Annotated in this window: 29 protein-coding genes and 2 rRNA genes (1 of these 31 cut by a window edge); 23 read left to right on the forward strand and 8 right to left on the reverse strand. The window is 44.6% G+C overall.

Annotation, left to right across the window (positions count from 1 at the left end):
• Nucleotides 1-58 precede the first annotated feature (58 nt).
• From NI389_RS09210 to NI389_RS09220, 3 genes are read left to right on the forward strand one after another with little or no spacing between them, the layout of a single operon-like run.
• Nucleotides 59-673: a methylthioribulose 1-phosphate dehydratase gene (locus NI389_RS09210; protein ID WP_308359455.1), complete on the forward strand. Its 615-nt coding sequence runs from the start codon at nt 59-61 to the stop codon at nt 671-673.
• Nucleotides 670-1356, forward strand: a complete 687-nt coding sequence (gene mtnC / locus NI389_RS09215) for an acireductone synthase (RefSeq protein WP_308359457.1) — start codon at nt 670-672, stop codon at nt 1354-1356. Before NI389_RS09210 ends, mtnC begins: the two co-directional genes overlap by 4 nt.
• Complete coding sequence (locus NI389_RS09220) at nt 1353-1895, forward strand: 1,2-dihydroxy-3-keto-5-methylthiopentene dioxygenase (protein ID WP_308359459.1); 543 nt, start codon at nt 1353-1355, stop codon at nt 1893-1895. Before mtnC ends, NI389_RS09220 begins: the two co-directional genes overlap by 4 nt.
• 57 nt (nt 1896-1952) lie before the next feature.
• On the opposite strand, the gene mtnA is transcribed toward NI389_RS09220, so the two are convergent.
• Nucleotides 1953-2978 carry an S-methyl-5-thioribose-1-phosphate isomerase gene (gene mtnA, locus NI389_RS09225; RefSeq protein ID WP_308359461.1) on the reverse strand — a complete coding sequence of 342 codons (1026 nt, stop codon included), beginning with the start codon at nt 2976-2978 and terminating at the stop codon, nt 1953-1955.
• A 121-nt stretch (nt 2979-3099) separates the two neighbouring features.
• Here mtnA and mtnK point away from each other — a divergent pair, with 121 nt between their 5' ends.
• A complete protein-coding gene (mtnK, locus tag NI389_RS09230) occupies nt 3100-4302 on the forward strand; it encodes an S-methyl-5-thioribose kinase (protein WP_308359462.1) in 1203 nt (400 codons plus the stop codon).
• A gap of 69 nt (nt 4303-4371) precedes the next feature.
• Here the strand turns inward: mtnK and NI389_RS09235 are convergent, their stop codons facing one another.
• On the reverse strand, nt 4372-6144 hold the full coding sequence (locus tag NI389_RS09235; protein WP_308359464.1) for a DUF885 domain-containing protein: 1773 nt from the start codon (nt 6142-6144) through the stop codon (nt 4372-4374).
• A gap of 347 nt (nt 6145-6491) precedes the next feature.
• Here NI389_RS09235 and NI389_RS09240 point away from each other — a divergent pair, with 347 nt between their 5' ends.
• The 10 genes from NI389_RS09240 (at nt 6492) to hemB (ending at nt 15660) form a co-directional block, all read left to right on the forward strand.
• Complete coding sequence (locus tag NI389_RS09240) at nt 6492-7493, forward strand: GGDEF domain-containing protein (protein WP_308359465.1); 1002 nt, start codon at nt 6492-6494, stop codon at nt 7491-7493.
• A 111-nt stretch (nt 7494-7604) separates the two neighbouring features.
• Nucleotides 7605-8360 carry a bifunctional demethylmenaquinone methyltransferase/2-methoxy-6-polyprenyl-1,4-benzoquinol methylase UbiE gene (ubiE, locus tag NI389_RS09245; RefSeq protein ID WP_308359466.1) on the forward strand — a complete coding sequence of 252 codons (756 nt, stop codon included), beginning with the start codon at nt 7605-7607 and terminating at the stop codon, nt 8358-8360.
• 7 nt (nt 8361-8367) lie between these two features.
• Nucleotides 8368-8976 carry a ubiquinone biosynthesis accessory factor UbiJ gene (locus tag NI389_RS09250; RefSeq protein ID WP_308359468.1) on the forward strand — a complete coding sequence of 203 codons (609 nt, stop codon included), beginning with the start codon at nt 8368-8370 and terminating at the stop codon, nt 8974-8976.
• A gap of 3 nt (nt 8977-8979) precedes the next feature.
• Nucleotides 8980-10584 carry a ubiquinone biosynthesis regulatory protein kinase UbiB gene (gene ubiB, locus NI389_RS09255; RefSeq protein ID WP_308359470.1) on the forward strand — a complete coding sequence of 535 codons (1605 nt, stop codon included), beginning with the start codon at nt 8980-8982 and terminating at the stop codon, nt 10582-10584.
• Nucleotides 10585-10660: 76 nt separating this feature from the next.
• Nucleotides 10661-10897, forward strand: coding sequence for a Sec-independent protein translocase subunit TatA (gene tatA, locus NI389_RS09260; protein ID WP_308359472.1), 237 nt, complete (start codon nt 10661-10663; stop codon nt 10895-10897).
• A gap of 6 nt (nt 10898-10903) precedes the next feature.
• Nucleotides 10904-11212: a Sec-independent protein translocase protein TatB gene (tatB, locus tag NI389_RS09265; RefSeq protein ID WP_308359473.1), complete on the forward strand. Its 309-nt coding sequence runs from the start codon at nt 10904-10906 to the stop codon at nt 11210-11212.
• A 17-nt stretch (nt 11213-11229) separates the two neighbouring features.
• Nucleotides 11230-11964: a twin-arginine translocase subunit TatC gene (gene tatC / locus NI389_RS09270; RefSeq protein WP_308359474.1), complete on the forward strand. Its 735-nt coding sequence runs from the start codon at nt 11230-11232 to the stop codon at nt 11962-11964.
• Between the two features lie 54 nt (nt 11965-12018).
• Nucleotides 12019-12798, forward strand: a complete 780-nt coding sequence (locus tag NI389_RS09275; protein WP_308359475.1) for a TatD family hydrolase — start codon at nt 12019-12021, stop codon at nt 12796-12798.
• 1 nt (nt 12799) lies between these two features.
• The gene (locus NI389_RS09280; protein WP_308359476.1) at nt 12800-14650 is read left to right on the forward strand and encodes a sensor domain-containing diguanylate cyclase; all 1851 of its coding nucleotides are present in this window, start codon (nt 12800-12802) and stop codon (nt 14648-14650) included.
• Nucleotides 14650-15660: a porphobilinogen synthase gene (gene hemB, locus NI389_RS09285; protein WP_308362536.1), complete on the forward strand. Its 1011-nt coding sequence runs from the start codon at nt 14650-14652 to the stop codon at nt 15658-15660. Before NI389_RS09280 ends, hemB begins: the two co-directional genes overlap by 1 nt.
• 69 nt (nt 15661-15729) lie before the next feature.
• Here hemB and NI389_RS09290 read toward each other — a convergent pair whose 3' ends face one another.
• The gene (locus tag NI389_RS09290) at nt 15730-16380 is read right to left on the reverse strand and encodes a cytochrome b/b6 domain-containing protein (RefSeq protein ID WP_308359477.1); all 651 of its coding nucleotides are present in this window, start codon (nt 16378-16380) and stop codon (nt 15730-15732) included.
• An 86-nt stretch (nt 16381-16466) separates the two neighbouring features.
• Between NI389_RS09290 and NI389_RS09295 the strand changes: the two genes are divergently transcribed.
• Together NI389_RS09295 and NI389_RS09300 are read left to right on the forward strand one after the other, a co-directional pair.
• On the forward strand, nt 16467-17213 hold the full coding sequence (locus NI389_RS09295) for an AzlC family ABC transporter permease (protein ID WP_308359479.1): 747 nt from the start codon (nt 16467-16469) through the stop codon (nt 17211-17213).
• Entirely contained in the window at nt 17210-17509 is a 300-nt protein-coding gene (locus tag NI389_RS09300; protein WP_208841797.1) for an AzlD domain-containing protein, read from the forward strand. Before NI389_RS09295 ends, NI389_RS09300 begins: the two co-directional genes overlap by 4 nt.
• A gap of 1 nt (nt 17510) precedes the next feature.
• Here the strand turns inward: NI389_RS09300 and NI389_RS09305 are convergent, their stop codons facing one another.
• Nucleotides 17511-18665, reverse strand: coding sequence for an iron-containing alcohol dehydrogenase (locus tag NI389_RS09305; RefSeq protein WP_308359481.1), 1155 nt, complete (start codon nt 18663-18665; stop codon nt 17511-17513).
• Between the two features lie 151 nt (nt 18666-18816).
• On the opposite strand from NI389_RS09305, the gene NI389_RS09310 reads away from it, so the two are divergent.
• From NI389_RS09310 to NI389_RS09325, 4 genes are all read left to right on the forward strand, one after another.
• Entirely contained in the window at nt 18817-19686 is an 870-nt protein-coding gene (locus tag NI389_RS09310) for a LysR family transcriptional regulator (protein ID WP_308359483.1), read from the forward strand.
• 47 nt (nt 19687-19733) lie between these two features.
• Nucleotides 19734-20597 carry a hypothetical protein gene (locus NI389_RS09315; RefSeq protein WP_308359485.1) on the forward strand — a complete coding sequence of 288 codons (864 nt, stop codon included), beginning with the start codon at nt 19734-19736 and terminating at the stop codon, nt 20595-20597.
• 76 nt (nt 20598-20673) lie between these two features.
• Nucleotides 20674-21156, forward strand: coding sequence for a glutathione peroxidase (locus NI389_RS09320; protein WP_308359487.1), 483 nt, complete (start codon nt 20674-20676; stop codon nt 21154-21156).
• The gene (locus NI389_RS09325; protein ID WP_308359489.1) at nt 21153-21593 is read left to right on the forward strand and encodes a MarR family winged helix-turn-helix transcriptional regulator; all 441 of its coding nucleotides are present in this window, start codon (nt 21153-21155) and stop codon (nt 21591-21593) included. Before NI389_RS09320 ends, NI389_RS09325 begins: the two co-directional genes overlap by 4 nt.
• 41 nt (nt 21594-21634) lie before the next feature.
• Here the strand turns inward: NI389_RS09325 and NI389_RS09330 are convergent, their stop codons facing one another.
• Nucleotides 21635-21829 (reverse strand): PA3496 family putative envelope integrity protein, encoded by a 195-nt coding sequence (locus tag NI389_RS09330; protein WP_208841803.1) that lies wholly within the window; start codon nt 21827-21829, stop codon nt 21635-21637.
• A gap of 315 nt (nt 21830-22144) precedes the next feature.
• Here NI389_RS09330 and NI389_RS09335 point away from each other — a divergent pair, with 315 nt between their 5' ends.
• The 3 genes from NI389_RS09335 (at nt 22145) to NI389_RS09345 (ending at nt 23890) form a co-directional block, all read left to right on the forward strand.
• Nucleotides 22145-22933: a YggN family protein gene (locus NI389_RS09335; RefSeq protein WP_308359491.1), complete on the forward strand. Its 789-nt coding sequence runs from the start codon at nt 22145-22147 to the stop codon at nt 22931-22933.
• Nucleotides 22934-23219: 286 nt separating this feature from the next.
• Nucleotides 23220-23534: a hypothetical protein gene (locus tag NI389_RS09340; RefSeq protein WP_308359493.1), complete on the forward strand. Its 315-nt coding sequence runs from the start codon at nt 23220-23222 to the stop codon at nt 23532-23534.
• Between the two features lie 50 nt (nt 23535-23584).
• A complete protein-coding gene (locus tag NI389_RS09345; protein ID WP_308359494.1) occupies nt 23585-23890 on the forward strand; it encodes a hypothetical protein in 306 nt (101 codons plus the stop codon).
• A gap of 69 nt (nt 23891-23959) precedes the next feature.
• On the opposite strand, the gene NI389_RS09350 is transcribed toward NI389_RS09345, so the two are convergent.
• The 3 genes from NI389_RS09350 to NI389_RS09360 form a co-directional block, all read right to left on the reverse strand.
• Nucleotides 23960-24926 (reverse strand): IS630 family transposase gene (locus tag NI389_RS09350; protein ID WP_372588627.1). Its coding sequence is split into 2 segments (ribosomal slippage): nt 23960-24526 and nt 24528-24926, totalling 966 coding nucleotides; the frame shifts between segments, so codons are not numbered across the junction.
• A gap of 384 nt (nt 24927-25310) precedes the next feature.
• Nucleotides 25311-25425 (reverse strand): 5S ribosomal RNA (gene rrf, locus NI389_RS09355).
• A gap of 130 nt (nt 25426-25555) precedes the next feature.
• Nucleotides 25556-26853: ribosomal RNA gene (locus NI389_RS09360) — 23S ribosomal RNA — on the reverse strand (it continues 1586 nt past the right edge of the window).

A 26853-nucleotide genomic window follows, 5' to 3' on the forward strand; every position in this document is an offset into this window, starting at 1 on the left:
CAATTGGATGTATAGCCGTCTAAAACTAATGGATGGCCTAACGCAAAGGTAACACAAGATGCACAACGATGCTGCAAAAGCGGAACTGATTGACGCGGGCCATTGGGTCGCCGATAAAGGTTGGGTACCGGCAACGGGCGGAAACTTTTCGATGCGTACACAAAGCGGTTTCGTGGTCACCGCCAGTGGCCATGATAAAGGTAAGCTCGACACTCACCATTTTTTGGAATTAGACGACAATGGAAACATTGTCACCGGTGAGGGAAAACCCTCAGCTGAAACGGCATTGCATTTGAAACTTTATGCGTTGAGACCAAGCACCCAATGTATTTTACACACACATTCTGTTGCGGCGACGGTACTGTCTCGATTTTTTCAAGGTGATGCTTTTTCCGTTTCCGGGTATGAAATGCAAAAATCCCTTTCTGGCGTAACAACTCATCTTGAACCTCTGAATATTGCCATTTTTGATAATGACCAAGATATTCCCCGTTTGGCCGAGCTTATTGCTCAGCACCATGAAACAACACCTATTGTGCATGGCGTACTGATCCGCGGACACGGCTTGTACGCAATGGGTGATAGCGTGTTTGAAACGCGCCGACACATTGAAGGGCTCGAATTTTTGTTTGCCTGCGAACTCGAGCGATTAAAACTAGAGGGCATTAAATGATAAAAGCAATTTTAACAGACATCGAAGGTACGATAACACGCATAACCTTTGTCAAAGACATCCTATTTCCGTATGCGGCGGCTCATTTACCGTCTTTCGTTGAAGCACATCAAGACGATACCTTCGTGGCAGAGCAAATTCGTGCCGTTCGTGAAGAAATTAGCTCACCTCAAGCATCCATTGATGAAGTGATCCAAGCGCTCTTAACATGGATTAAAGAAGACAAGAAAATCACGCCGTTAAAGCAATTACAGGGGCTAATTTGGCAAACGGGTTACGAACAAGGCGACTTTAAAGGTCATCTTTATCCCGATGCAATGGCGTTTTTAAGCGCCCAACATCAAGCTGGCCTCGCACTCTACGTCTATTCGTCTGGATCCGTGAAAGCGCAACACTTGCTCTTTGCCCATTCAGATTTTGGCGACATTCGTCCGCTGTTTAACGACTACTTCGATACAAACGTCGGTGGGAAAAAAGACCCGCAATCTTACCGCAATATCATCGATGCCCTTCCTGTTGAGGCAGCTGAGATTCTCTTTTTAAGCGACGTAGTGGAAGAGTTGGACGCAGCCAAGAAAGCGGGCATGAGAACGGTGCAATTGTGGCGCGATAACCAAGCCACCAGCCCTGCACACCCCAAAATAGCGCATTTTGAACAATTTAATAGCGAGTTATTGGCATGAACAAACTGACTATCTTCAACGCAATCGACCCAAAAAATAACACATTGAGCAGCAACGACGCACACGTCATTACGACCACGCTTGCAACGAAAGGCGTACGTTTTGAACAGTGGCAAGCCACAACAGCTATCACACCTGAAATGGCGCAGGCTGAGATTTTAGCGGCATATCGCGATGACATTGCTCGTCTTCAGGCCGATGGTGGATACCAAACGGTCGATGTGATCTCTCTTGCTAAAGGCAACCCGGATGCTGCGCAACTTCGTCAAAAGTTCTTGTTTGAACATACCCATGGAGAAGATGAAGTCCGCTTTTTTGTAAAAGGCCAAGGGCTATTTTGTTTGCACATTGCAGACGAAGTGATTCAAGTTTTATGTCAACAAGGTGATTTAATTGCCGTGCCTGCGCTCACACCACATTGGTTTGATATGGGTTCTGATCCTGAATTTACCGCTATTCGTCTATTCAACAACCCAGAAGGCTGGGTCGCGAAGGCAACGGAGTCCACCATTGCCGGTGAATTTCCGTTGCTCGACTAAGCTGTAAGCCGCGTTTTGTGGTGAGTTCGCCCGTCTGACATTGCCGAACTCATCACATCAATTCAATGCCAAAAGAGCCCCTTGTGATACCGCCTCTTTGCCATATACGCCCGAATCCAACACCCAGCCAGTCACCAGCTCAGCCGGTGTTACATCAAAAGCCGGATTAAACACTTTAGCATTAGTTGGTGCCCATTGGCATTGACCAAAACTGCCACTCACTCCTGTTACTTCTAACGGATTACGTTCTTCGATTGGAATTGCCTGACCATTTGGGCAAGCAATATCTAGCGTCGTTACTGGCGCAACAACGTAAAATGGAATGTTGTGATGTTTTGCAAGCACCGCCAGATTATAGGTACCCACTTTGTTAGCAAAGTCTCCATTTGCCGCAATACGGTCAGCCCCAACAAAGATTTTGTCGACTTTACCTGCGGACATCAGACTGGCGGCCATATTGTCGCAGATCAGGGTGTAGGGAATATCCCAACAAGAGAGTTCATACGCCGTTAGCCGGCCTCCTTGTAGCAAAGGTCGGGTTTCATCAACCCATACATGAATGTTTTTCCCTGCAGCATGCGCTTGATGAATCACACCTAGTGCCGTGCCAATTCCAGCAGTTGCCAATGCGCCGGTGTTGCAATGAGTAAGAAGGTTATCTCCCGCTGAGACAAGTTCTGCACCAAAGTTTGCCATACGCTCGCAAAGCGCAATGTCTTCTTCGAATAACGATTCCGAAGTTTTCACAACCGCTTCAACCCACTGGGGTTGTTGTAAGGCAATGCGCAACTTCGCCATGCAATGCATTAAATTAACGGCTGTAGGTCGCGTCGCTTCTAACTCGTCAATTGCTTTAGCCAACGTCTCTTTGTCAGCACCTTGCTCAGCCAAATAAGCGACCAACAAAGCTGCAGCCAAACCGATTAGTGGCGCACCGCGCACCTTTAACGTGAGGATTAGCTCGGCCATGTCTTCAACCGATTGACAGATGTGCCAAGTCGTTTGATGTGGCAGTAAATACTGGTCCAAAACGCTCACTACACCCGCTTGGTATTTCAGGCTTCGCGCAACCAATGTTTTCATAACAATTCCTCAATACTGTTTCGCTTATTGCCATTTTACCTAAAGATAGCAAGATGTGTAGACATCCAAACGTATAAAAATATAGAATGCTATATTCAGTTTATTTCTTGAGGTGGCAATCATGAACGAATACATCGCCTTCGATAGCGCAAAAGCGCTTGAATATGTTCAACAATTAGGTGGGTTCTTCGCTGATGATGCGGTTTTAAACTGCTATGAGTTTGGGGACGGAAATTTAAATCTTGTCTTTCGTATTGCTGATAACTCAAACAACAGCATTATTTTGAAGCAAGCACTTCCTTACGCTCGCTGCGTCGGTGAAAGCTGGCCACTTACCCTTGATAGAGCGCGCATTGAAGCGAACGTGTTGTTAAAACACGGAGCGGTGTGTGAAGCACATACCGTTAAAGTTCTACATCAAAACGACACGTTAGCCGTGACGATTCTTGAAGATTTAGGCCACTTGGCCATTTTGCGCGGTGAACTGAATCAAGGAAAAACCTTTCCAAATCTTGGTCACGATGTTGCTACCTACTTAGCAACAACGGCATTTTATTATTCAGATTTTTATTTAACACCCGCAGAAAAAAAAGCGCTGGTGATGGAATTTACCAATCCTGAATTGTGCTCAATTACAGAAGACTTATTTTTTGATGACCCCTATCGCCCATGCGAACGCAATAACTACCCTCCAGCGCTTGCACCCGACGTCACTAAGCTGCAAGCGAATCTTGCACTCAAACTTGCCGTAGCAAAACTCAAAGCAACGTTTTTCTCGTCACCTCAGGCGTTATTACATGGTGACGTGCACAGTGGTAGCATTTTTGTCGATGAAAATACGACGAAACTGATCGATCCTGAATTTGGTTTCTTCGGTCCTATTGGCTTCGACTTAGGATCGTTTATTGGCAATTTACTGCTGAATTTTGTGGCTCAAAATGGCCGGATCAGCACCTTGCCAAAACGACGCGATGTGCACACTTACTTGCTGTCCACAATCCAAACAACGTTGTCTGATTTTGAACAACAGTTTACGCATTTGGCTCACACAAAGACGCGCGATCTGGCTTTACAAACGGAAGGCTACGTGGAAAGCTTCTTAGTCAAGGTTTTACAAGACGCGGTTGGATATTGTGGTACCGAGCTGGTACGTCGTACCATCGGACTGGCTCATGTTTCGGACATCGACGGCATTGAAGACGAAAACAAACGTCTTGCTGCGCAAGCACAAGCACTCTTCGTCGGCCAACAACTGATCCTTAACGCCTCAAGTGTGCAGAATAAAGATGATTTCTCTCAATTGTTGTTAAGTTTAATTCAGTAAGTTAGCAACGAGAAAATAGATGAAAAAGGCAGCGAACGCTGCCTTTCTATTTTGTGTCATTCACCGCGACTAAGCGTTCGATGCTGCCTTCGCTTTTTGAATGTATGCGCGCACTTGTTGTTCAAGCACAAACAAAGGCACGGAACCATGGCGTAATATCTGGTGGTGGAATTCACGAATATCAAACGAATCGCCTAATGCTTCTTCCGCTTCTTTACGCAAACGTTTAATGGTTAATTCTCCAATCTTGTACGACAGCGCTTGGGCTGGCCACGAAATATAACGATCCGTTTCCGTTTTAATGTTATGCAGTGACAACGCGGTGTTGTCTTTCATGAAATTCATCGCTCGCTCACGACTCCATCCATACATGTGCATTCCGGTATCTACAACCAAACGTGCTGCACGCCACATTTCATACGTCAATCGACCGAACTGGCTGTAAGGATCTTGATAGAATCCAACTTCCGTTCCTAAATATTCAGAGTAGAGTCCCCAACCTTCCCCAAAGGCCGAAATATAAGAATTGCGGCGATACTCAGGAAGATAGTCTAACTCTTCATTCAGAGAAATCTGTAAATGGTGGCCTGGCACCGCTTCGTGTAACGTCAATGCTTCTAATACATAAAGTGGACGTTTGTCCAACGCATACGTGTTAACCCAATAGTAACCGGCCTCAGTATCTTTGCTCGCGCCTGCGTAACGTCCCGTGGTGTATTTAGGCGCGATACTCGCAGGCACAGGCGCAACACCGTAAGGGCGTCGAGGTAATGTGTGGAATAACTTTGGCAGCTGAGCATCGATTTTCTTCGCAATAAACGATGCCTCTTTCAAAAGCGCTTCTGGTGTCTTGGCGTAAAATTGAGGGTCTGTACGCAAGAACGTTACAAAATCGGCAAAGGAGCCTTTAAAACCCACTTTATCGATGATGGCTTCCATTTCAGCACGAATCCGCGCGACTTCTTGCAGACCCAACTCATGAATTTCTTTTGGCGTCATAGCTGTCGTGGTGTAGTAGCGCGCGCGATTCGCGTAATACGCTTCACCGTTAGGTGTCGAGGACAAGCCAATCTCGTCACGAGCGGCAGGACGGTACTCCTCGGTAAAAAAGGTTAAATAGTGCTGATACGAGGGAATGACTTGGTTAGCCAAAATCGCTTGAGCTTGGGACTGTAACTCTGCAAATTCCGCTTCCGAAAGTGACGTGTTATTTTTCAATAACGGCTTATAAAATTCTGATTTTGTTATGTCTTCAACGATATATGCCGTAATAGAATCTTCATAACCTTCTAGCACCGCTTTAGGTTGTGTTAATCCTACTTTCATCCCTTCTCGCATCCAACCTATGTTTTGCTCGAAATAACGTGGAATTTGCGCTAATCGTTTCAGATATAACTCATAGCCCGACTTTTTACTAAAGTCATGTGAATTAATCATAAAAGACAACGATGAGTGGAAGCCATATTCAGAGGTCAATGGCATGTAATGACTGTGAAAATGGTACTCATCTATATTATTTTGGATTTGATCTCGCAAAATCGTCAGGTTGATTTGATTCTCTTCACTTAACTGCTTCTGATCGATTGCATCAAGTTGTGCAATGAACATTTCACGCTTGGCATTTTCCGACGCAAGATACTCTGCACTGAGATTTGGTAGCAGGTATTCGGCATTTTTATCATCTCGTTGATAAGGATCAATCTGGGTGCGAAATTGCAAAACTTGCTCTGCTATTTGCGTAAATTGTTGGTTATTATCAGAGCCAGTTAATTGACAAGCGCCCAATGATAAGGCGAAAAACGCCGCACTCAGTGGTTTCAGAATATACTTCACGGAAAACATCTCACTCAAAAGGAATAGATGCACCATAGCTAAGTGCAAAGCCACGGTGCAAGAAAATTCGACCAGACGCGTTAGTTTAGCGATTAAATTTACGACAAATTACGAAAAATTGCTGAGTTTTTCAGCGGATAATCGCGAATATGTAAATTTTCTATTTCAAATAGAATTATTTTGCTTTTAAATACCGAAAATACCGATTATGGTATCGAACACTGTGCTCGGAAATGCACAGTTACTGAGGGTGTAAGAAATAAGGTACAAACTTTTTCTGATCCAAAGCAGGATGCTACAAAGTCGTTTTCAATGTTTATTTGTTGATATTTTGTAAATAGGTTGCAGTAATTCAAATGATGTTCCATGATCCCATGGCCGTTGCGCAAGACAAAATGACTCGGGTATGTCTGTTTTTAGAACAGCATCAGTTGCCCCCTACGCCATTGAATTATCATGTCGCCTATACCTATGTTGGTAAAAGTATTCCGCAGCTCAATCAAGTGATTGACCGCGCTTTGGTGAAAAATGAAAAAATCGATAGTGTCTATCTAGAGCATCTTTATTTTGAACATTTGAATCCAGGGCACAAACAAGAAACCGCCATGTTAAAAAACGTGGACTCGGTAATTACTTCTCTTTCCAATCAAGCCGATCGCTCTGAGCGAAACGTTGCACAATTCGCAGAACAAATCAGTCAATGTGTGCACAGTTTAGATGAACACAATATCCAAAAAACCAAACGTGCTCTGTTTGAGCTCAATCAACATACCGCTTCGCTGCTTGAAGAGCACCGTCAGTTTAAAACAGAGTTAGGCAAAGCAAAGGCGCTACACCAAAAAACTCTGCGTCAACTCAATGAATTGCGTAAGCAACATATGATTGACCCGCATACGGGGTTGTATAAGCGCCACTACTTAAATCAACAAACTCAGCTTTGGATAAACCAAGAAAAAGCGCTTTGTGCAATCGCTATTCACGTTGAGAATTTGGACGACTTCACCCAACATTATGGGGAGACTGTCGGCGAAGTGGTTTTGAACAAAGTCGCTAAACAAATACATAAGTACGTGAAAGACAGTGGCCTTCCTGGTCGAACTGGCAATAATGAGTTCACGGTATTACTTGCCGATCTCGAGCCAGAAACGGCTAATATTATTGCAGAGAAAGTCCGTAATGGGGTTGAAAAGCTCAAGTTTGTTAGCTCTAAAAATGCCATCAACCTACCAACCATAAAGTTGTCACTGGGTATTGCCAAACACCAAGCAACTCAAGATTTCAATGGGCTTGCAAAACAGGCATCTTACGCTGCACACAAAGCTGTTTCACTTGGACAATCTTGTTATATCAGTGACTAACACCTAGTCTTGGTTTGATACCCATCAAACCAAGACACAACATCAATTGCACCAGCGCCTTACAATCAAGTACACTATGACCAAACTCGGTCACATAGTTAAGATACTGCCATGACAGACAAGCAAACAGAGACGACACACTTCGGATATCAAACCGTTGCCGCGAACGACAAAGCAGGATTGGTTGCAAACGTATTCCATTCCGTCGCTGCAAAATATGACATTATGAACGACATGATGTCGATGGGGATCCATCGTCTCTGGAAGCGTCAAACGATTGCTTGCTCAGGAGTGCGGCAAGGTCATTCCGTGTTGGATTTAGCGGGTGGCACTGGCGATCTGACGGCGAAGTTTAGTGAACTGGTCGGAGACACGGGTAAAGTTGTACTTGGTGACATCAACGATTCAATGCTTAAAGTTGGCCGCGAAAAGCTCCGTAACCGAGGCTTGGTCAGTAACATCGAATACGTTCAAATGAATGCAGAAGCCCTGCCATTCCCTGACAACACCTTCGACGTCATTACTATCGCCTTTGGCCTTCGCAATGTGACAGATAAAGACAAAGCATTGCGCTCCATGTTCCGCGTGTTGAAACCAGGCGGTCGCTTACTAGTGCTTGAGTTTTCAAAACCACAGCACGAAGCATTATCTAAAGCATACGATTTTTACTCTTTCAACATTTTGCCGACAATGGGCCAATTGGTTGCAAATGACAGTGAATCGTATCGTTATCTTGCAGAGTCCATTCGCATGCATCCCGACCAGGAAACACTGAAGAGTATGATGAACGATGCCGGTTTTGAACAAGTCACTTACCAAAACATGACGGGCGGCATTGTGGCACTGCACCGCGGTTTCAAATACTGATCACGTTATGCTACCGACCTTTTTTGGGGCGGTTGCCGAACGCGCCCTCAATCAAATTCTGAAGCTGTCGCCGACCATTGGCGAACAGCTCAATGCGGTGAAACATCGAGTCTTGGTTGTGCACATCCGCGACTGGCAACAGCAAATTGGGTTGGTTTATACCGGGACTCAATTTCATGTCTTTATGGGCATTGAAGAGAAAGGTGATTGCTGGGTTAGTGCGGACTTCAACACCTTAACCCGTCTCCAAGATCCCAGCCTACTGACGCAATTAATCCGTCAGAATGAACTAGATTTAGACGGCGATATCCATCTTGCACAGGCGTTCAGTAAAGCGTTTGGTAGCATGGACATCGACTGGGCTGAACATTTCTCAAACTACTTGGGTGATGCACCTGCACAGCAACTTTATGATTTCATGGTGAGCACCAAAAATCAGGGTCTAAAACAGGCAGGATCACTGCGTCAAATCCTGACCCAACTGTGCCAAGATGAACTAAAAGTAGCGATTCATCCTCTCGAACTCGTTCAATTTACCGAACACACTCGACAGCTCAAACAGCAAGTAGATAGCTTAGAACAACGTATTAATACCCTGCTATCGACCAAGGAGTAACCTTTGTCTGCGTCGCGCTTATATCAAATCACGAAAACGTTTTTGCAATATGGGCTGGATGAATTCGTTCCGGACAACAAGAAACCGTTTTTAGCAAAGTGCGCTCGTGGCAGTGCATTTTGGCTAACGAATCGTCATACCGAGAAATCTCTGGGTCTGCGTCTGCGTCTTGCTCTTCAAACCTTGGGGCCTGTTTGGATTAAATTTGGGCAAATGCTGTCAACTCGCCGCGATTTATTGCCAGACGACATCGCCAGAGAGCTTGCTTTTTTACAAGATAAAGTCGAGCCCTTTCCGGGTGATGCGGCAAAAGCCTTGATTGAACACGCGCTTGGGATTGAGGATGTCAGCGAACTATTTGACAATTTTGACAGCACCCCATTGGCATCGGCCTCAATTGCACAAGTTCATACCGCGACATTAAAACACGATGGACAAGCCTTGGATGTGGTCATTAAGGTGATCCGCCCGAATATCGAAGCACAAATCCTTGCTGACTTGGCGCTTATGGAGCGTTTCGCGCGCTATTTGGCTAGCTGGTTCAGTGAAGGCAAACGCTTGAGACCGGTTGAAGTCGTCAAAGAGTACCGCAAAACGTTACTCGATGAATTGGACCTGATGCGTGAAGCAGCAAATGCCCTGCAATTACGCCGTAATTTCACAAAATCAGAAGCCCTCTACATCCCGGAAGTCTACAGTGACTATTCACGAAAAAATGTGTTGGTCATGGAACGAATTTACGGTATCCCTGTCTCAGATACCGATGCATTGCTTGAGCAAGGCACAAACATGAAATTGCTGGCGGAACGCGGCGTGGAAGTCTTTTTTACTCAGGTATTTAGAGACAGCTTTTTCCATGCAGATATGCACCCTGGAAACATTTTCGTGTCACGTGAGAATCCACATAATCCCCAATACATTGGCATTGATTGCGGTATTGTGGGTACATTGAACCGTGAAGATAAACGCTATCTCGCGGAAAACTTTATCGCCTTTTTTAATCGCGATTATCGCCAAGTCGCGCAGCTTCACGTGGACTCGGGCTGGGTACCACACGACACGAATGTGGAAGAGTTTGAATTTGCCATTCGTACTGTCTGTGAGCCAATTTTCAACAAGCCCTTAGCGGAGATTTCGTTTGGACACGTTCTGGTCAATTTGTTTAACACCGCACGTCGTTTCAATATGGAAGTGCAACCTCAACTCGTGTTGTTGCAAAAAACGCTGTTGTACGTGGAAGGATTAGGTAGACAGCTCTATCCTCAATTGGATTTATGGAAAACAGCGAAACCATTTCTAGAAAATTGGGTGCAAGAGCAAGTTGGTCCATTAGCTGTCATAAAAAAATTATATGCTAATTTGCCATTCTGGGCCGAAAAAATGCCGGAATTGCCTGATCTGGTTTATCAAAACTTAAAACGTCCACCAGCGAGTGCAAACATGACCACCATCACACCGGTAAAACCTCTTCTGCTTGGTTTACTAGCAATGACAGGGTTCATGGGGTCATTATTGAGTTACTTTCAAGGGGCAAATCTACTTGCAGGGTCGTTTGGGCTGGCAGGCATGGTCAGTTTTTGGGTTGCGTGGCGAAAATCAAGCCACTAATCCACAAACAAGATGATATTTTACACAAGCGGCGTATAATTCGCCTCAATAGAACGTTTACCGAATTGGAGTTTTTATGGGTATCGGCGGAATCAGCATTTGGCAATTACTTATCGTTTTAGCAATAATTGTATTGTTGTTCGGAACGAAAAAATTACGCGGTATTGGCAACGATTTAGGTAGTGCTGTGAAAGGGTTCAAAAAGGCCATTTCGGAAGACGAAACTCCGACAAAAGATGAACCAACAGCTCAACTCAAAGATAACCAAGCGACCACATCGGCTGAAGCGCAAAAAGAAAAAGATAAGGCTTAAGCTGAAATGGGTTTTTGGGAGTTAGTGGTTGTGTTTGTTGTGGGCTTAGTTGTACTGGGCCCAGAGCGTTTACCGGTGGCCATTCGAACAGTAATGAAATGGGTCCGCACTGTTAAGACATACGCTAACGCGGTGACCGCTGAAGTGAATGAAGAGCTTCGTATTCACGAATTGCACAGCAACCTGAAAAAAGCGGAACAACAGGGTATGGAAAATCTAGCGCCTGAAATTCAGCAATCGGTCGCGGAGCTTCAAAAAGCAGCCGAGTCCGTTCGACACAGCTACCAAAAAAGCCCCGATGCCCCGAAAGAATAATTAACCGAGCTGTGAGCATGTCAGAAACAACTCAATCTGGGTTTATTGCCCACCTTGTCGAATTGCGCGATCGCCTTATGCGCGCGCTCTTTAGTATTTTGGTCGTGTTTTTAGCACTTGCTTACTTTGCCAATGATATCTATGCCTTTGTGGCAGATCCTTTGGTCGCTAAACTGCCGAGCAATGCAACGATGATCGCAACCGACGTGACCGCGCCATTCTTTGCACCATTTAAACTCACGCTATTCGTCTCTCTATTTTTGGCTATCCCCTTTATTTTGCATCAGCTTTGGAGCTTTATCGCGCCAGGCTTGTACCAGCACGAAAAGCGCATGTTGATGCCCATTTTGGCGGCAAGTGTGTTGTTATTTTATGGTGGCATTGCCTTTTGTTACTTCATGGTTTTACCGATCATTCTTGGGTTTTTCACAAGCGTTGGCCCGGAGATGATGACGCTGTCTCCAGACATTAGCAGTTATCTCGATTTCGCGTTAAAAATGTTTTTTGCGTTTGGTCTCGCTTTTGAAATCCCTGTGGCCATTATGCTGCTGTGTTGGTCTGGTGCAACAACCGCACAAAGCCTTCGTGAAAAGCGTCCGTACATCGTCGTCGGTGCGTTTGTTGTCGCAATGTTTTTAACGCCACCTGACGTCTTGTCACAAACCTTGCTCGCAGTCCCTATGTTATTACTTTTTGAGCTTGGTTTAATCTTGGCGGCGTTTTACACTAAACCGACACAACAAGAAGAATAGGCTGGAGAAATGCTTCAATCAGCCTGCAGACAACAATGAATAAGTGAGCATACCATGCCAATAACTTGGGTCGATATTGCGGTCAATCTTAGCAACCATCAATTTGCTGATGACGTTGCGGACGTAATCGCCCGAGCAAAACAGGCGGATGTACACGACATGCTACTGGTTGGCTGCGATGAAGACTCAAGCAGAACGGCGCTTGAGTTTGCACAGCAGTACCAACTTCATTGCACAGCGGGCGTGCATCCTCATGATGCTAAATCCGTATCAGCGCATTATCTCGACGTCCTTGAATCTTTGCTAAAAGCACCACAGTGCTTGGCGGTTGGCGAGTGCGGTCTCGACTTTAATCGAGATTTTTCCCCTCGTCCTATACAACAACGGGTCTTGTCGGAACAGTTAGCGTTAGCCGAGAAGCTAGACCTTCCTGTTTATCTGCATGACCGCGACGCATCCGAAACGTTATTGGCCATATTGAAAGAGCACAATGTACGTGGCGTCTTACACTGTTTTACGGGCGATCAGCACGCTTTGGAACGTTATTTGGATTTAGGTTTATACATCGGGATCACTGGCTGGGTGTGTGATGAACGTCGTGGGCAAGCGCTACAAGCTCAAGTTCCCTTGATCCCAAATGATAGAATGTTGCTGGAAACAGATGCTCCTTTTTTAATACCTCGCACATTAACGCCAAAACCTAAAAGTCGTCGTAATGAACCTGCGTATCTCATTGAAGTCGCAAAACAGGTCGCTTTGCTCAAAAACATCTCGCTTGATGACCTCAAAAAGCACTGTTACGACAACTTCATAAAATTGTTTGGGGTTGTGTAACGTGAACAAATGGATACTGCTGATTTGGTTATGTTTATGTGCTCTACCTAGTCGAGCTGATGTTAGCCTAGATACACAATTTACGCAGTTGCAAAGCATTGATTTTGAATATACGTTCGATGACGTCTCAGATATTCGCCTGCTGGATAAAGCTGCGTGGCAACGTCACGAGGGCGGCTTGCTTAACCTTGGACTCGTCTCCAGACCTTTGTGGTTGAGGGTCAACATTGCCAATCACGGTATGACAGCGCAAGATTTACTGTTAAGTGTTAACAACAACTTATTGGACAAAATCACCGTTTATATTCAACAACAAAATAGCGCGCTACAGACCCTCGCTTTGGGTGATAAGATCCCACTGTTCAAAAGGCCTATTCGCCACGAGTCGCAACTAATCCCGCTGCATCTTGATCCCAATGTCGATAAAAATATTTACATTCAATTAGACCATGATGGCCCCTTGACGTTTTCACTCAGTTTGTGGACTCAAATCGAATACTTAAAGTACAAAAGTCGTTTTAACTTAGTGTATGGCGTGCTTGCAGGATTTATGCTCGCCATGGTTTTCACAAATTGCGTGCTGTACTACTTTTCACGTCAGCCCTATTTCATTACAGGTGCTGCACTTATTGCCGCGTTTTGGATGTTGGTCATCCATATTTACGGCTTTAGTTATCGCTACCTCTACTCTGAATGGCAGTGGTTACAACAGTATGGGCAAGCGCATTTGGTCTTGTTGTCCACCCTACTGTTTACCCCTTTGATATGGCATACCATAGGCAAGCAACACATGATCCACGTCGCAAAACGTGCTTTAGAGATCATGGGAATTATTGGTGCTATCTGCTTGTTATTACTAAGCACACTCCCTATTGGCCTTGCCGTCATGTGCAGCTATATTGTCAGTCTCGTGTTGACCTGTGGCTACCTAGCACTCACCGCTGTTGGCATCCATCTGGGTTTTCGCTACCGCGTGGCAATCAGTGGCAGTTGTTTATTACTGCTATTCTCATTGCTCTACCAGTTTCTACAAGCGCTTGGCGTGATGACTCACGCTTGGCTGGACCACCCAATCGTGTACCTTTGTGCACTGTTTATTAGTATGTTTGTCAGCTATATGTTGACTCAGCAATACGTGGCAATGCGAGACAGCACAATCCAAGCCCAACAACAAAGAATAGCAGCAAGCCAAGCAGAAGACGCTCTTTTGAAAGAGCGTTTGAAACTGCAAGAACAAGCCAGTGAAGAACTTGAGACTCGCATAGATGAACGTACCTTTGAGCTCCAAGTGACGCTACGTGAACTGGAAGAAAAGAATCGAGAGCTCGAAAAATTAAACATGGAAGATGCGCTCACTAAAGTGAAAAACCGTCGTTATTTTGATAAACGCCTTGTGATGGAAGTACGTCGCTCTCGACGTGAACAATCGGTTTTAAGTGTCGTAATGCTCGACATTGATCATTTTAAATCAATCAACGACCGATTCGGTCACTTGGTTGGCGACCAAGCAATATGCGCCATTGCCGATTTACTAAAAGGTGCACTTCAGCGACCTTTTGATGAAGTGTTTCGCTATGGCGGTGAAGAATTCGTGTTACTACTTCCTAATACGCCAGAGGAAGGTGCAAATGAACTGGCAGAACAAATTCGATCTCATGTAGCAAACTTCGCATTAACTATTGGCGAACTCACTATCGACTTTACCATCAGTGCAGGGATTTACAGCGCCATTGCAACTGATATTCACAACCCGACGCTATTTACCGACCTCGCAGACAAAGCCTTGTATTCAGCCAAGCAACAAGGTCGCAATCGGGTTGTTATTTATCGCAACGAAGAGGAGAAGCGATGATGGCTCAATCAGGCCTAGATTTATTCCCATATACTCGCATGCGCCGTATGCGCCGTGATGATTTTTCACGTCGTTTAATGCGTGAAAATCAACTTAGCGTGAATGACCTAATTTATCCGATGTTCATCCTTGACGGTGAAAATCAACGTGAAGCAGTTGCCTCAATGCCTGGCGTAGAACGTATTTCAATCGACTTATTGGTTGAAGAAGCGAAGGAACTAGTTGAGCTCGGTATTCCCGCTATTGCACTTTTCCCTGTCACTCCGGCTGACAAAAAATCACTTTTAGCGGAAGAAGCGTACAATCCGGACGGGTTAGCACAGCGTGCTGTGCGTGCTGTAAAACAAGCGTGCCCCTCATTAGGGGTGATCACAGACGTGGCACTTGACCCATTTACAGTACATGGACAAGACGGCATTATCGACGAGACTGGTTATGTCATCAACGACGTCACCACTGAAATATTAGTTAAGCAAGCGCTTTCTCACGCTGAAGCAGGTGCCGATGTCGTTGCTCCATCGGATATGATGGATGGTCGAATTGGCGCAATCCGAGAAGCACTTGAAGCTGAAGGCCACATTCACACGCGTATTATGGCTTACTCGGCAAAGTATGCGTCTAGCTACTACGGTCCATTCCGTGATGCGGTCGGCTCAGCGGGCAATCTCAAAGGCGCAGATAAAAAGACCTACCAAATGGACCCGGCCAATTCAGATGAAGCCATTCGTGAAGTCGCGCTAGATCTCCAAGAAGGTGCCGACATGGTGATGGTCAAACCGGGTATGCCGTATTTAGATATTGTTCGCCGTGTTAAAGATGAATTCGGAGTACCAACATTTGCGTATCAAGTTAGCGGTGAATACGCCATGCATAAAGCGGCTATCGACAATGGTTGGCTTGCCGAAGAAGCCTGTGTAATGGAATCTCTATTGGCATTCAAGCGCGCTGGCGCAGATGGTATTTTGACGTATTTTGCGAAACAAGCGGCAGTTTGGTTGAAGCAGAAATAAACCGCTTTTGTGGTTATCCTATTTAGAAAAGGCACCCATTGGTGCCTTTTCTAATTCACGTATATTAAACTAATTCAACAGGGCGCTGAGTGGTGCACTGCCCCAAGTCGCCATCAACACAGCACTTAACACACCAAAAATGACGTAACCAACGATGCCCGCTCGCATCTTGGGTTCCGCTGCAATGGTTTGCTCTTTGGTTGTTCTACCTGTCACAAGCGTTTTTACTAAGTTTTTGCCGCGCAAGCGATAAACGACAATTGCCAAAACATGTAGGGCAATCGCTGCAATAAGCAAATTGATGTTAAGGTGATGGACATCACTTGCGAATTCAACCCAACTACTTGGTACCATTGCAACCAGCGGCCCTTCCATCATAATGTCGTCTGTCGACATCAAACCCGTGATTAGCTGAACAGCGATTAAAGCAAAAAACAGCAGCACCATGTAACTGCCCGCCGCATTGTGACCATAACGTTTATCCTCATGTTTCAAGGCTTGTTTAACCGCACTCGGACCATGAAATAAATTCGCAATTTTTGCTGTATCACTCCCCACCACGCCCCAAATGAGTCGCGCGACGAATAATGCTAAAAGCAGATAACCTGTGACAAAATGCAAATCCATCCACTCTTGTTCGCCGCTCACGTAAAGCACCACAATTCCCGTGACTAACAACCAATGAAACCCACGGATAAATCCATCCCATACTTTTGTCATTAGAACCTCTATTTTTATCCTAAACAGCTTGAGCCTATCACAAGCACTATGCCATTCTCCCATAACTGGGATAAAGAGGGTATAAAATGAGTCGACAGCGTAAAGCAAATTACTTGGCTTTTTGGAAAGGCCAATTGGATATGTTACCGCTCAATTTGGCGGTTGTGCCTTGGGGGATTTTATGTGGTTCTTTGGCAGTGCAAAATGGCTTTTCGCCGTGGGAAGCACAGCTTATGTCGTTGCTTGTTTTTGCCGGGTCAGCACAGCTGGTTGCCATTGAACTCATCGCGAAGAATACGCCACTTATGACGCTGCTCATCACGGTCTTTATTATAAGTGCGCGTCATTTTCTCTATAGCCCAGCCACTCAAAGTGGCTTATCGGTGCGCCACAAGGTCAAACAAAAGCGCGATAGCCCAGCCACTCAAAGTGAGATTGCCTGTCGGTGTTGTCGCTGGAGCTTCGTGCTCACCGATGAGCTGTTTGCTTTTTCGCACCATCCGAGAGCGTATCAAACAAAAGCGCGATTAGTATACGCATTAAGTGCTGGTTTTAGCTTTTATGTTTTTTGGAATATTTGGACCTTTATCGGTGTTGTCGCTGGAAGCCTGTTACCTGACTTGACCCATTTAGGCCTCGATTTCGCGATTGCCGCCACCTTTATTGCGCTGGTGATCCCAAGTATCAAGAATTTGCCCACTCTTGCAACGGTCGTTACGGCCGGCATCAGTGCTACCTGGTTTAAGTCTTTGGGGCTAGAGCTATGGCTGGTTTTCGCTGCGCTCCTTAGCATGAGTGTAGGGTATGGATTAAGTAGAGGAAGCGTGAAATGATTTATACGTTATGTTTAATGGCAATGGTGACCTTTCTTACCCGCTATCTGTTTCTCCACAAACGTTTACCCTTTGAAATTGGTCCGAAAGGTCAGCGCTTTTTAAGTTTTAGCGCACCCGCGGTATTAACGGCCATTTGGGTTCCTATTGTGTTGCTGCCTGAGGGTGAACTCAATGTGCACTACTCGAATCCATACTTAATCGGTGCAATCGTCGCGGTAGCTGTCGCGTATAAAACACATAATATCTACGCTACCACCCTCCTTGGAATGGCAGCGTTTTACTGTTTCTTATAAGTTACAGAGACGCACTTAGTACAGCCTGGCTCACATCTAACGTGACGGTTTGATGCTCACCCAGTGCCGTCATGCCGTGACGTTCAAGCTGCGCGGTAATTTTCTCCACCGCTTCTGCTCCTACGCCATAATCAGCGAAGCGCGTTTTCATTTGTACGCGATGGAAGAAGCTTTCTGTCTCAGCAATGGCTTGTTCAATAGCCACATCTTCATTCGAGACATCTAAACCAAGTACACGCTGTGCATACTGCAACAGCTTTTCGCGCTTCGCCTCTTTTTGTGCAGCCATCATGCGCGGGAGTACAACAGCCAGCGTTTGTGCATGGTCAAGCCCATAAAGCGCAGTGATCTCATGTCCCAACATGTGTGTTGACCAGTCTTGTGGAACTCCAGCGCCTATGAGTCCATTCAGTGCCATTGTTGCGGCCCACATTACATTCGCACGCGTTTCATAGCTAACGTCATCGGCAAACAGCTTTGGACCTTCTTCAATCAATGTTTGCAGTAAGCCTTCTGCAAAACGATCTTGTACTTTTCCTTGTACTGGGTAAGTTAAGTACTGCTCCATAACGTGCACAAACGCATCAACAACACCATTCGTTAACTGGCGTGTTGGCAGGGATTCCATCACGGTTGGATCCAATACGGCAAATAACGGCTGAACAAAAGGCGATGCAAATGGCAATTTGTCGTGCGTGTCTAAATTGCTAACGACACTGAAGCTATTTGACTCTGAGCCAGTCGCTGGTAACGTTAATACAACACCAAGCGGCAGCGCAGTTGAAACTTGCGCACCTTTAGCCAAAATATCCCACGGTTCTCCCGCAAATTTTGCCGCGGCGGCAATAAACTTACTGCCATCAATCACCGAACCACCGCCAACCGCTAAGATAAAGTCATAACCTTCTTGCTTAATAAGCTCAACAGCTTTCATACAGGTTTGGTAACTAGGGTTTGGCTCAATACCTGAAAACTCACCCCAAGCATGGTCTTTAAGTGCTGCAACAACTTGATCGTACACACCATTACTTTTGATACTGCCCCCACCGTACGTCACAAGTACTTTTGCAGTTGCAGGAATCGCGTTTGCGATATGAGCAATTTGATCTTTGCCGAAATGAATTTGAGTCGGATTAACAAAACTGAAATTTAACATGTGAACTCCAAAGCAATTATCCTAAACGATGCATTAAGTTTACTGTGCAATAATAAATTAAACACTAGCTATAAAATAAATCACTTTTGCTATAGTGCAATAATAGGCTGCTTTTTTCAGCTATAATGGCGTTTTATATCGGAGGCGTATTATGTGGCAAGATATTGAAATCTTCCTCGCAATCGTGGAGCACGGTACATTAAGCCGAGCAGCGGAAGCGTTAGACTGCTCAACATCCTTTATCAGTCGCCACCTCAAGCAAATGGAATCGAGACTCGGGACTGCGTTATTCCAACGCTCTACGCGCAACGTTAAACTCACCGCGGCGGGAGCCGAATATGCCAAACGATTAAAAGCGATTTCCCTTGAACTACAAAACGCGACAGCCTTGCTACAAGGTGCACAACAAGAAATTAAAGGGCCTATCCGCATCACCGGAGCGGGCGAATTTGTATCAAATCAGGTGAGTCCTGTTTTAGCTCGCTTTGCGAAAGCGCACCCAGAAGTGAGTATTGAGCTCGATTTTAATAATCGCAATGTTGACCTAATCGAAGAAGGCTTCGATTTGGCCATTCGCTTCGGGCGTTTACAAGATTCTTCGCTGATTGCACGCAAGCTATCCGATCGGGTGATGACACTTGTCGCAACTCCTGAATATATCGCCTCACACCCAAAGCTAAACCACCCTGACGATCTGTTGGAACATGAATGTTTGGTCGCCATTAACCCCAAATGGCGATTTGTGGAAAACAATGAACCTTTTGAGGTGAAAGTCACGGGTCGCTGGCGAAGTAACCATCCACAAGCTATTCTGCATGCCTGCTTGAACAGTGTAGGCATTGCTCATTTGGCACAAGACATTGCTGGTAGTTATGTGGCCAATGGACAACTCAACTACTTACTTGAAGAGTATCAAATTAAAGACAATGCCTCTTGGCTTGTTTATCCACGTAAAGACTTTATGCCTTATCGGGTAAAATGCTTAATTGACTTTCTACTCGCGCATTTTAACCCCAGCTAAATCAGAAAGTTTGTCTATACTTGAACAAAATGGCTGAGGTGTGTCGTATGGGTTATTTTCGTTTCGTGCTGTTGAGTCTATTCGTCTTTTTATGTTCTATTGTGCAAGCCAAGATCCTCATTTTGAGTGACGATCCTGCGGATGAATTCTTATTTGTCCAAGAAGGCCCTAAAGACATCGCGAGCGATTCATACAGGCTGCTTTTTGATCACCTTAAACAGCTTGATTTTGATTTACAGATAGCGCCAATTGCGCGTGTTAATGCCATTTTAAGCGGCACAGAGCCAGTCTGTGCAATAAACCGTATAAAGACGACTGAGCGCGCCTTGTATCATCTCTATAGCTACCCGATACATCTTTATCCAAGTCATCGCTTATACTATTTTAAGAATCGAACGGTGCTCCCGGAGTCACTGTTTAATCATCGAGATGAATTAATTAACCTGCCAAGATTGATGAATCACTTTCCTCATGCCCGAATAGCGAAAGAAGCGAGCAAATCCTATGGCCCTATATTAGACGCCCAGTTTCAGTTACTCAGTGATGAGCAATTAATCACGCGAGCAGGCGGGGATGCATACGCAGCGATGGTCGCCATGTTTGAAAAACATCGTGTTGATTTTCTTGTTTCCTACCCAACCGTATTTAAACAGTACGCGCATGCGCCAAAAAACGAGGACATCCGATCGGTCAGTATTGCCAATCACCCTAGTTTCATTGCGGGACATATCGCCTGTTCACAAACTCCCCAATCTGAAGAAATCATTAAGTTAATCAATGAAACTCTGCTTCAACTTTATCCAAGCCATGAATTTTTGAATCTTCACCTCAACCACGTCCCGCCGAGCGAGCATGAAATACTTCGCCGCCGGATTTCTGACCTTTATTTAAATCGTCAAAACAACGCATAAACAGGTTGAAAAAGCATCAGCCTCAGTTATAAAATCGAACAAGATTATATCGCACACGATTTATTTGGTTATTTCTATGTCAGAATCTATTTATAAATTTCAAACAAACACGCTTCAAGGTCAGCCTTATCCGCTGTCACAACTTGAAGGTAAAGTCGTGCTCATCGTCAACACGGCGAGTAAATGCGGCTTAACGCCACAGTATGAGGGCTTGCAACAACTGCATGAAAAATATCACGACAAAGGCTTAGTGATTTTAGGTTTTCCCTGCAATCAATTTGGACAGCAAGAACCAGGTAGCCCAGAAAGCATTCAGCAAGGATGTTTGATCAATTACGGCGTAAGCTTTCCTATGATGGAGAAAATAGATGTAAATGGTAAAGATGCACACCCGCTCTATCAATATTTAAAAACAAAACAATCTGGACTATTTGGTAGTGCAATAAAGTGGAACTTTACTAAATTTCTCGTTAACCGCTCGGGCAATCCGGTAAAACGATTTGCACCAACTACGAAGCCAGATGCAATTGAAAAAGAAATCGAGAAATTATTGTCGTGAGCAATGAAGAAGACAAGTTGCTGTTAAAAAACCAATTATGTTTTAGTCTTTATGCAGCGTCTCGCGCGGTAACGAGGTTATATCAGCCATCTCTCAGCGCGTTGGGGTTGACGTACCCACAATACATTGTGATGCTCATTTTGTGGGAAAAAGATCAGCAATTAGTAGGTGAAATTGGCAAAGCGGCTCAGTTAAACACAAATACACTCACACCGCTGCTAAAGCGGCTTGAAGCGAATGGTTTGATTACGCGTCAACGCCTTCAAACTGACGAACGACGCTGTATTATTCAGTTAACGGACGAAGGATTTGCACTCAAAGAGCAGTGTCAGTGCTTGCCTACACAGTTATTGGCGCAAAGCCGCTTTTCACTCGAAAAGGCTCTACAGCTGAAAGACTTGCTCGATGAATTTCTTGAGATTACATCTCAAGAGTGAAAAAGAGGCTTCTGCCTCTTTTTCAAAATTCACGTTAAAAACTAGTAATCGTCATCTAAATAGTCAAAGTCATCTTCGCCTAAGTTCTTGCGTAAACGCTTTTGCTCTAGATAATCATCGAGTCTTTTCTTGATTTTTCGCTTATGTTTGTCCTGTTGATTACGGCCACTATCGCCTAAATCGTCACTGACAAAACCTTCATCTTCAAGCGCATCATAAGAAAATGTTTTACCCACAATCCACTCCAAATAGGTGTTAAATATCTGCTCGAAGCCCGTCAATAAACACACACATGCACATCAACGGTCTACAGATGTCTAAATAGCTGCTAATTTGAATTCTGAAAAGTGAGTCTTTTTTATCGTTTTAAAAAATTATTTTTATTGATGGTGAGCAAATCGCCATTTTCACTAATTTTTAGTCAATTTATGTATTCAACTCTCTCTTGTCTTTTATAAATTTAACGCTATCCATTTGTTTTTATTGAAATTTAAATATTGGCATTGAATTTGATTAATCTTCCATAACTGAAAAGACAGGAAGACTCAAAAATGAAAAAAATTGCTTTAATCGGAACATTATTAATCAGCGCTAGTACTGTCGCACATGAGAACAGCTTCAACATCAGTAGCGATAACTGTGAAGTTGAATTTCAAAATGACGTCAGAATTTCAGATCAAAATATTACGATAGAGAATAAAGCAAACAACAAGATCTCTATTTCTCGCAAAGGTGAGGTTTATGTTCAAGGTGAACGAGTGGATTTAACCGCAGCTCAGCGACAAGCTGCTAGCCGCTATAGTGATAACCTAAGAGCTGAATTACCTAAAGTGGCAGAGATAGCGCTAGATGCTGTAAAAATAGCGGGGGTTGCACTGGAAGAAGTGGGTACTGCGTTAGATATGGATTCACTTAAAGACATGCACGAAATCATGGACGAGCTATCTGTTGAAGTAAAAAACACTTTTTATCAACAAAATGACTTTGTTATGGGCGAAAAAACGTTTAATGAATTTGGCGATCAGTTTAGTGACAAATTTGAATCACGTTTAGAGGATGCCATTCAAAGTACGATGTTCCAATCTGTAGGCAGCCTTTTAGTTACGCTTGGTAGTGAAATGATTAGCTCTGGTGGAAACATGGATGAATTTGGTGAACGAATGGACCGTATGGGCAAAAACATTGATGAGAAAGTGGAGAAACAGGCCAAAGTCATCGAAGCACGAGCTGATAAGTTATGTGGTAATTTTGCGGCGTTAGCAGAGCAGGAAAACACGTTAACGGCGGAAGTTCCAGCGCTTGCAGACTATAAACTATTTACGTACAAAACGAAGATCTAACTCTTCAAACCAATTTATTTATCCCATTGGGCCAGCTAACGCTGGCTTTTTTATTTTTAGGTTGCAAAAAATCCCGTCAATGCCCTCCTGCTTGTGAAGTCGATAGCCAACTGTATAGTGAATTTTTTCTACAGTTTTGATGCGACTTCTAAAACTCCGACTAATTCGATTTATTCAAATTACTAGTATAAGTTAGTTATTAGGGATGAATATCCACCAACAATTAAGCTGTTTTCTCAAAATAAACATTGCTATATAAGGATTACTAACGGATTTTATTGAACGTTTGCACGCACTATCACAAAAAGCAAAACAGGTTTCTACAAGCTTACAAACTGAAGAAGCTACAAAAAATGCTCTTGTTATGCCATTTCTCCATACTGTTTTAGGCTATGACGTATTTGACCCGAATGAAGTTATACCAGAGTTTACAGCTGATGTCGGAACCAAAAAAGGGGAAAAGGTTGATTATGCACTCATGAAGAATAGCGAAATCCAGATTCTTATCGAATGTAAAAAATATAAAGAAAGTCTCTCGGTGAACATGCTGCTCAACTGTTTAGATATTTTTCTGTTACAAATGCACGGATTGCTATTTTAACCAACGGCATCCAGTACCAGTTTTACACTGATTTAGATGCCCCCAATAAGATGGATGAAAAACCGTTCCTAACTCTAGATCTCGAGAATATCGATGAGCATTTAGTACCTGAGGTAAAGAAACTTACAAAAACATCATTTGATGTAGAATCTATAGTCGGTGCTGCTGGAGAGCTAAAGTATTTAAACCAAATAAAGCGTGTTCTTCATGAACAATTTCAAGATCCTGAAGAAGATATCGTTAAACTACTAACATCCAAAGTTTATGATGGTGTTCAAACCGCAAAGGTTAAGGCCCAGTTTTTGGAAATTACCAAAAAAGCTATGAAGCAATTTTTGAATGTATGCTATCGATAATATTGATGATATTTACAATTATTCAGAGCAGCTTTTAAACGCTTTAACTTATACCATTCCGCATAAAGATTAAATCAACTTTATCCATTCACGACTACACATGTTCTTCACTCGATCCGGTATTGAAATAAATTGATTCCAAGCTTTTGAAACTTCATCAACGATCTCGTCATAGCCCGAAAACACTCTATTGGATAAACCGTGTTGTCGCATCCAACTCCATATTTGTTCTGCAGGATTGAGCTCGGGTGAATAAGGTGGAAGCTTTATGAGCGTGAGGTTGCTAAATTCTGCCGCAGTGTCATAGGTGTGCCAGCCTGCACCATCTATTATCATGACTGCGTGCCTACCAACTTCTGTCGCTTGCGATATCTGACGCATGTGCTGTGTCATTGCTTCTTTGTTTACGAATGGACTTACTAATGCTTCCGTTTGGCCTGTGGCTGGACATACTGCACCAAACAAATACCCATACTCAAACTGTTGCTGTTTTATAATCCTTGGCCGAGTGCCTGTTTCAGCCCAAATGCGCGTAGTCGGATTTTGCTGGCCAAATCGAGCTCCATCCTGAAACCATACGTCGATACGCTCAAGAGGTAGGTGTCCTGGTGTGTGAAGGACCGTTTCCAATTGGAAGTTTTTTAAAAGTTTCTTGGTTCTCTTGTGACTGTTTAGGATGCCTCGAACGGCTTGTTATCCAACTAAAACCAAGCTGCTTTAGTATTTTATAGACATGATTTAAGTGGTAATGCACACCAAATTCAGCGTCAATGTAATGCACGATGTCTTCACCGGTAAGGCGGCCACCTTTAAGCTCGGTGTTTGAGCGCATAATAAATTCAGACAGTTGCTCAAGTTGTGACTGTTGCAATCTAGGAGGACGTCCTTGAATAGGCTTATTGTCTAAGCCTTCGAGCCCATGGTCTAAGAAGCTGGAAACCCATTTATTCACGCTACTTCGTGCTGTATTAAGGCGTTTTGCAATTTCGGTTCTGCTATTACCCTCATAAAATAATGACACCGCAAGTAATCGAATGCGTTTTCGTGCGTTTGGTTCTTTCCGTGCAAGCGCTAAAAGCTATTTAGATAGGTTAGGGTTCAACGTTATTGAGTCGGTGATTTTCTATGGTCTATATTAGATCAGATATTTAAGCGGAATGGTATTAGTCTGAATTTTCTAGAAAAAATAAAACAAAAAAGCCCGACTCTTTCGGATCGGGCTTTCTTTAATTAAGAGTCGGGGGCGCCCAGCCTCGCGATGTCCGGTCTGCGGCCAGAGGCCTTCGACGTTCAAAGCCGGTGAAGCAAAACTGTTTGCTTCCCTAATCGACTTTTTACCCTACTTTCACGTAGCACATCCCTAAACACGTAATAAATAAAAAGGCCTCTTCTTTCGAAGAGGCCTTTTTATTTAATTAGAGCCTGGCGATGTCCTACTTTCACATGGCAGCTGCCACACTATCATCGGCGCTGTTGCGTTTCACTTCTGAGTTCGGCATGGGGTCAGGTGGGTCCACAACGCTATTGTCACCAAGCATAAGCTGGTCGTCTACTCGCTACCGCAAGTAAACTAAATCTGGAACGCTAATATTAATGTCTTTTACTTCGTCGTTGTCTACTTTAGTCAATACTTAACTTCTAACAACTAAACCACTTTGGCGTTGTATGGTTAAGCCTCACGGGTAATTAGTACAGGTTAGCTTCACGCCTCACAGCGCTTCCACACCCTGCCTATCAACGTTGTAGTCTCCAACGGCCCTTTAGTGGAGTTAAACTCCAAGTGAGAACTCATCTCGAGGCTCGCTTCCCGCTTAGATGCTTTCAGCGGTTATCGATTCCGAACGTAGCTACCGGGCAATGCCATTGGCATGACAACCCGAACACCAGCGGTTCGTCCACTCCGGTCCTCTCGTACTAGGAGCAGCCCCTCTCAATTCTCAAACGCCCACGGCAGATAGGGACCGAACTGTCTCACGACGTTCTAAACCCAGCTCGCGTACCACTTTAAATGGCGAACAGCCATACCCTTGGGACCGACTTCAGCCCCAGGATGTGATGAGCCGACATCGAGGTGCCAAACACCGCCGTCGATATGAACTCTTGGGCGGTATCAGCCTGTTATCCCCGGAGTACCTTTTATCCGTTGAGCGATGGCCCTTCCATTCAGAACCACCGGATCACTATGACCTACTTTCGTACCTGCTCGACGTGTCTGTCTCGCAGTTAAGCTTGCTTCTACCATTACACTAACCGAGCGATGTCCGACCGCTCTTAGCAAACCTTCGTGCTCCTCCGTTACTCTTTGGGAGGAGACCGCCCCAGTCAAACTACCCACCAGGCACTGTCCGTAACCCCGATTAGGGGCCAACGTTAGAACATCAAACATACAAGGGTGGTATTTCAAGGACGGCTCCACAAGAACTAGCGTTCTTGCTTCAAAGCCTCCCACCTATCCTACACATGTAGGTTCAATGTTCAGTGCCAAGCTATAGTAAAGGTTCACGGGGTCTTTCCGTCTAGCCGCGGGTACACAGCATCTTCACTGCGATTTCAATTTCACTGAGTCTCGGGTGGAGACAGCGTAGCCATGATTACGCCATTCGTGCAGGTCGGAACTTACCCGACAAGGAATTTCGCTACCTTAGGACCGTTATAGTTACGGCCGCCGTTTACCGGGGCTTCGATCAAGAGCTTCGTCCAAAGACTAACCCCATCAATTAACCTTCCGGCACCGGGCAGGCGTCACACCGTATACGTCATCTTACGATTTTGCACAGTGCTGTGTTTTTAATAAACAGTTCCAGCTACCTATTCTCTGCGACTCCCGTCTGCTTACACCGCAAGGGCTTAACAGACAAGAGCGTACCTTCTCCCGAAGTTACGGTACCATTTTGCCTAGTTCCTTCACCCGAGTTCTCTCAAGCGCCTTAGTATTCTCTACCTGACCACCTGTGTCGGTTTCG

The organism is Pseudoalteromonas xiamenensis (genome assembly GCF_030994125.1).
Classification (GTDB): domain Bacteria; phylum Pseudomonadota; class Gammaproteobacteria; order Enterobacterales; family Alteromonadaceae; genus Pseudoalteromonas; species Pseudoalteromonas xiamenensis_B.

What these genes read in the sequence shown, in the direction of transcription:
- NI389_RS09210 (WP_308359455.1), top strand. Translation starts at nt 59, where the DNA reads ATGCACAACGATGCTGCAAAAGCGGAACTGATTGACGCGGGCCATTGG.
- mtnC (WP_308359457.1), top strand. Translation starts at nt 670, where the DNA reads ATGATAAAAGCAATTTTAACAGACATCGAAGGTACGATAACACGCATA.
- NI389_RS09220 (WP_308359459.1), top strand. Translation starts at nt 1,353, where the DNA reads ATGAACAAACTGACTATCTTCAACGCAATCGACCCAAAAAATAACACA.
- mtnA (WP_308359461.1), bottom strand. Translation starts at nt 2,978, where the DNA reads ATGAAAACATTGGTTGCGCGAAGCCTGAAATACCAAGCGGGTGTAGTG.
- mtnK (WP_308359462.1), top strand. Translation starts at nt 3,100, where the DNA reads ATGAACGAATACATCGCCTTCGATAGCGCAAAAGCGCTTGAATATGTT.
- NI389_RS09235 (WP_308359464.1), bottom strand. Translation starts at nt 6,144, where the DNA reads ATGTTTTCCGTGAAGTATATTCTGAAACCACTGAGTGCGGCGTTTTTC.
- NI389_RS09240 (WP_308359465.1), top strand. Translation starts at nt 6,492, where the DNA reads ATGATGTTCCATGATCCCATGGCCGTTGCGCAAGACAAAATGACTCGG.
- ubiE (WP_308359466.1), top strand. Translation starts at nt 7,605, where the DNA reads ATGACAGACAAGCAAACAGAGACGACACACTTCGGATATCAAACCGTT.
- NI389_RS09250 (WP_308359468.1), top strand. Translation starts at nt 8,368, where the DNA reads ATGCTACCGACCTTTTTTGGGGCGGTTGCCGAACGCGCCCTCAATCAA.
- tatA (WP_308359472.1), top strand. Translation starts at nt 10,661, where the DNA reads ATGGGTATCGGCGGAATCAGCATTTGGCAATTACTTATCGTTTTAGCA.
- tatB (WP_308359473.1), top strand. Translation starts at nt 10,904, where the DNA reads ATGGGTTTTTGGGAGTTAGTGGTTGTGTTTGTTGTGGGCTTAGTTGTA.
- tatC (WP_308359474.1), top strand. Translation starts at nt 11,230, where the DNA reads ATGTCAGAAACAACTCAATCTGGGTTTATTGCCCACCTTGTCGAATTG.
- NI389_RS09275 (WP_308359475.1), top strand. Translation starts at nt 12,019, where the DNA reads ATGCCAATAACTTGGGTCGATATTGCGGTCAATCTTAGCAACCATCAA.
- hemB (WP_308362536.1), top strand. Translation starts at nt 14,650, where the DNA reads ATGGCTCAATCAGGCCTAGATTTATTCCCATATACTCGCATGCGCCGT.
- NI389_RS09290 (WP_308359477.1), bottom strand. Translation starts at nt 16,380, where the DNA reads ATGACAAAAGTATGGGATGGATTTATCCGTGGGTTTCATTGGTTGTTA.
- NI389_RS09295 (WP_308359479.1), top strand. Translation starts at nt 16,467, where the DNA reads ATGAGTCGACAGCGTAAAGCAAATTACTTGGCTTTTTGGAAAGGCCAA.
- NI389_RS09300 (WP_208841797.1), top strand. Translation starts at nt 17,210, where the DNA reads ATGATTTATACGTTATGTTTAATGGCAATGGTGACCTTTCTTACCCGC.
- NI389_RS09305 (WP_308359481.1), bottom strand. Translation starts at nt 18,665, where the DNA reads ATGTTAAATTTCAGTTTTGTTAATCCGACTCAAATTCATTTCGGCAAA.
- NI389_RS09310 (WP_308359483.1), top strand. Translation starts at nt 18,817, where the DNA reads ATGTGGCAAGATATTGAAATCTTCCTCGCAATCGTGGAGCACGGTACA.
- NI389_RS09315 (WP_308359485.1), top strand. Translation starts at nt 19,734, where the DNA reads ATGGGTTATTTTCGTTTCGTGCTGTTGAGTCTATTCGTCTTTTTATGT.
- NI389_RS09320 (WP_308359487.1), top strand. Translation starts at nt 20,674, where the DNA reads ATGTCAGAATCTATTTATAAATTTCAAACAAACACGCTTCAAGGTCAG.
- NI389_RS09335 (WP_308359491.1), top strand. Translation starts at nt 22,145, where the DNA reads ATGAAAAAAATTGCTTTAATCGGAACATTATTAATCAGCGCTAGTACT.
- NI389_RS09345 (WP_308359494.1), top strand. Translation starts at nt 23,585, where the DNA reads ATGGATGAAAAACCGTTCCTAACTCTAGATCTCGAGAATATCGATGAG.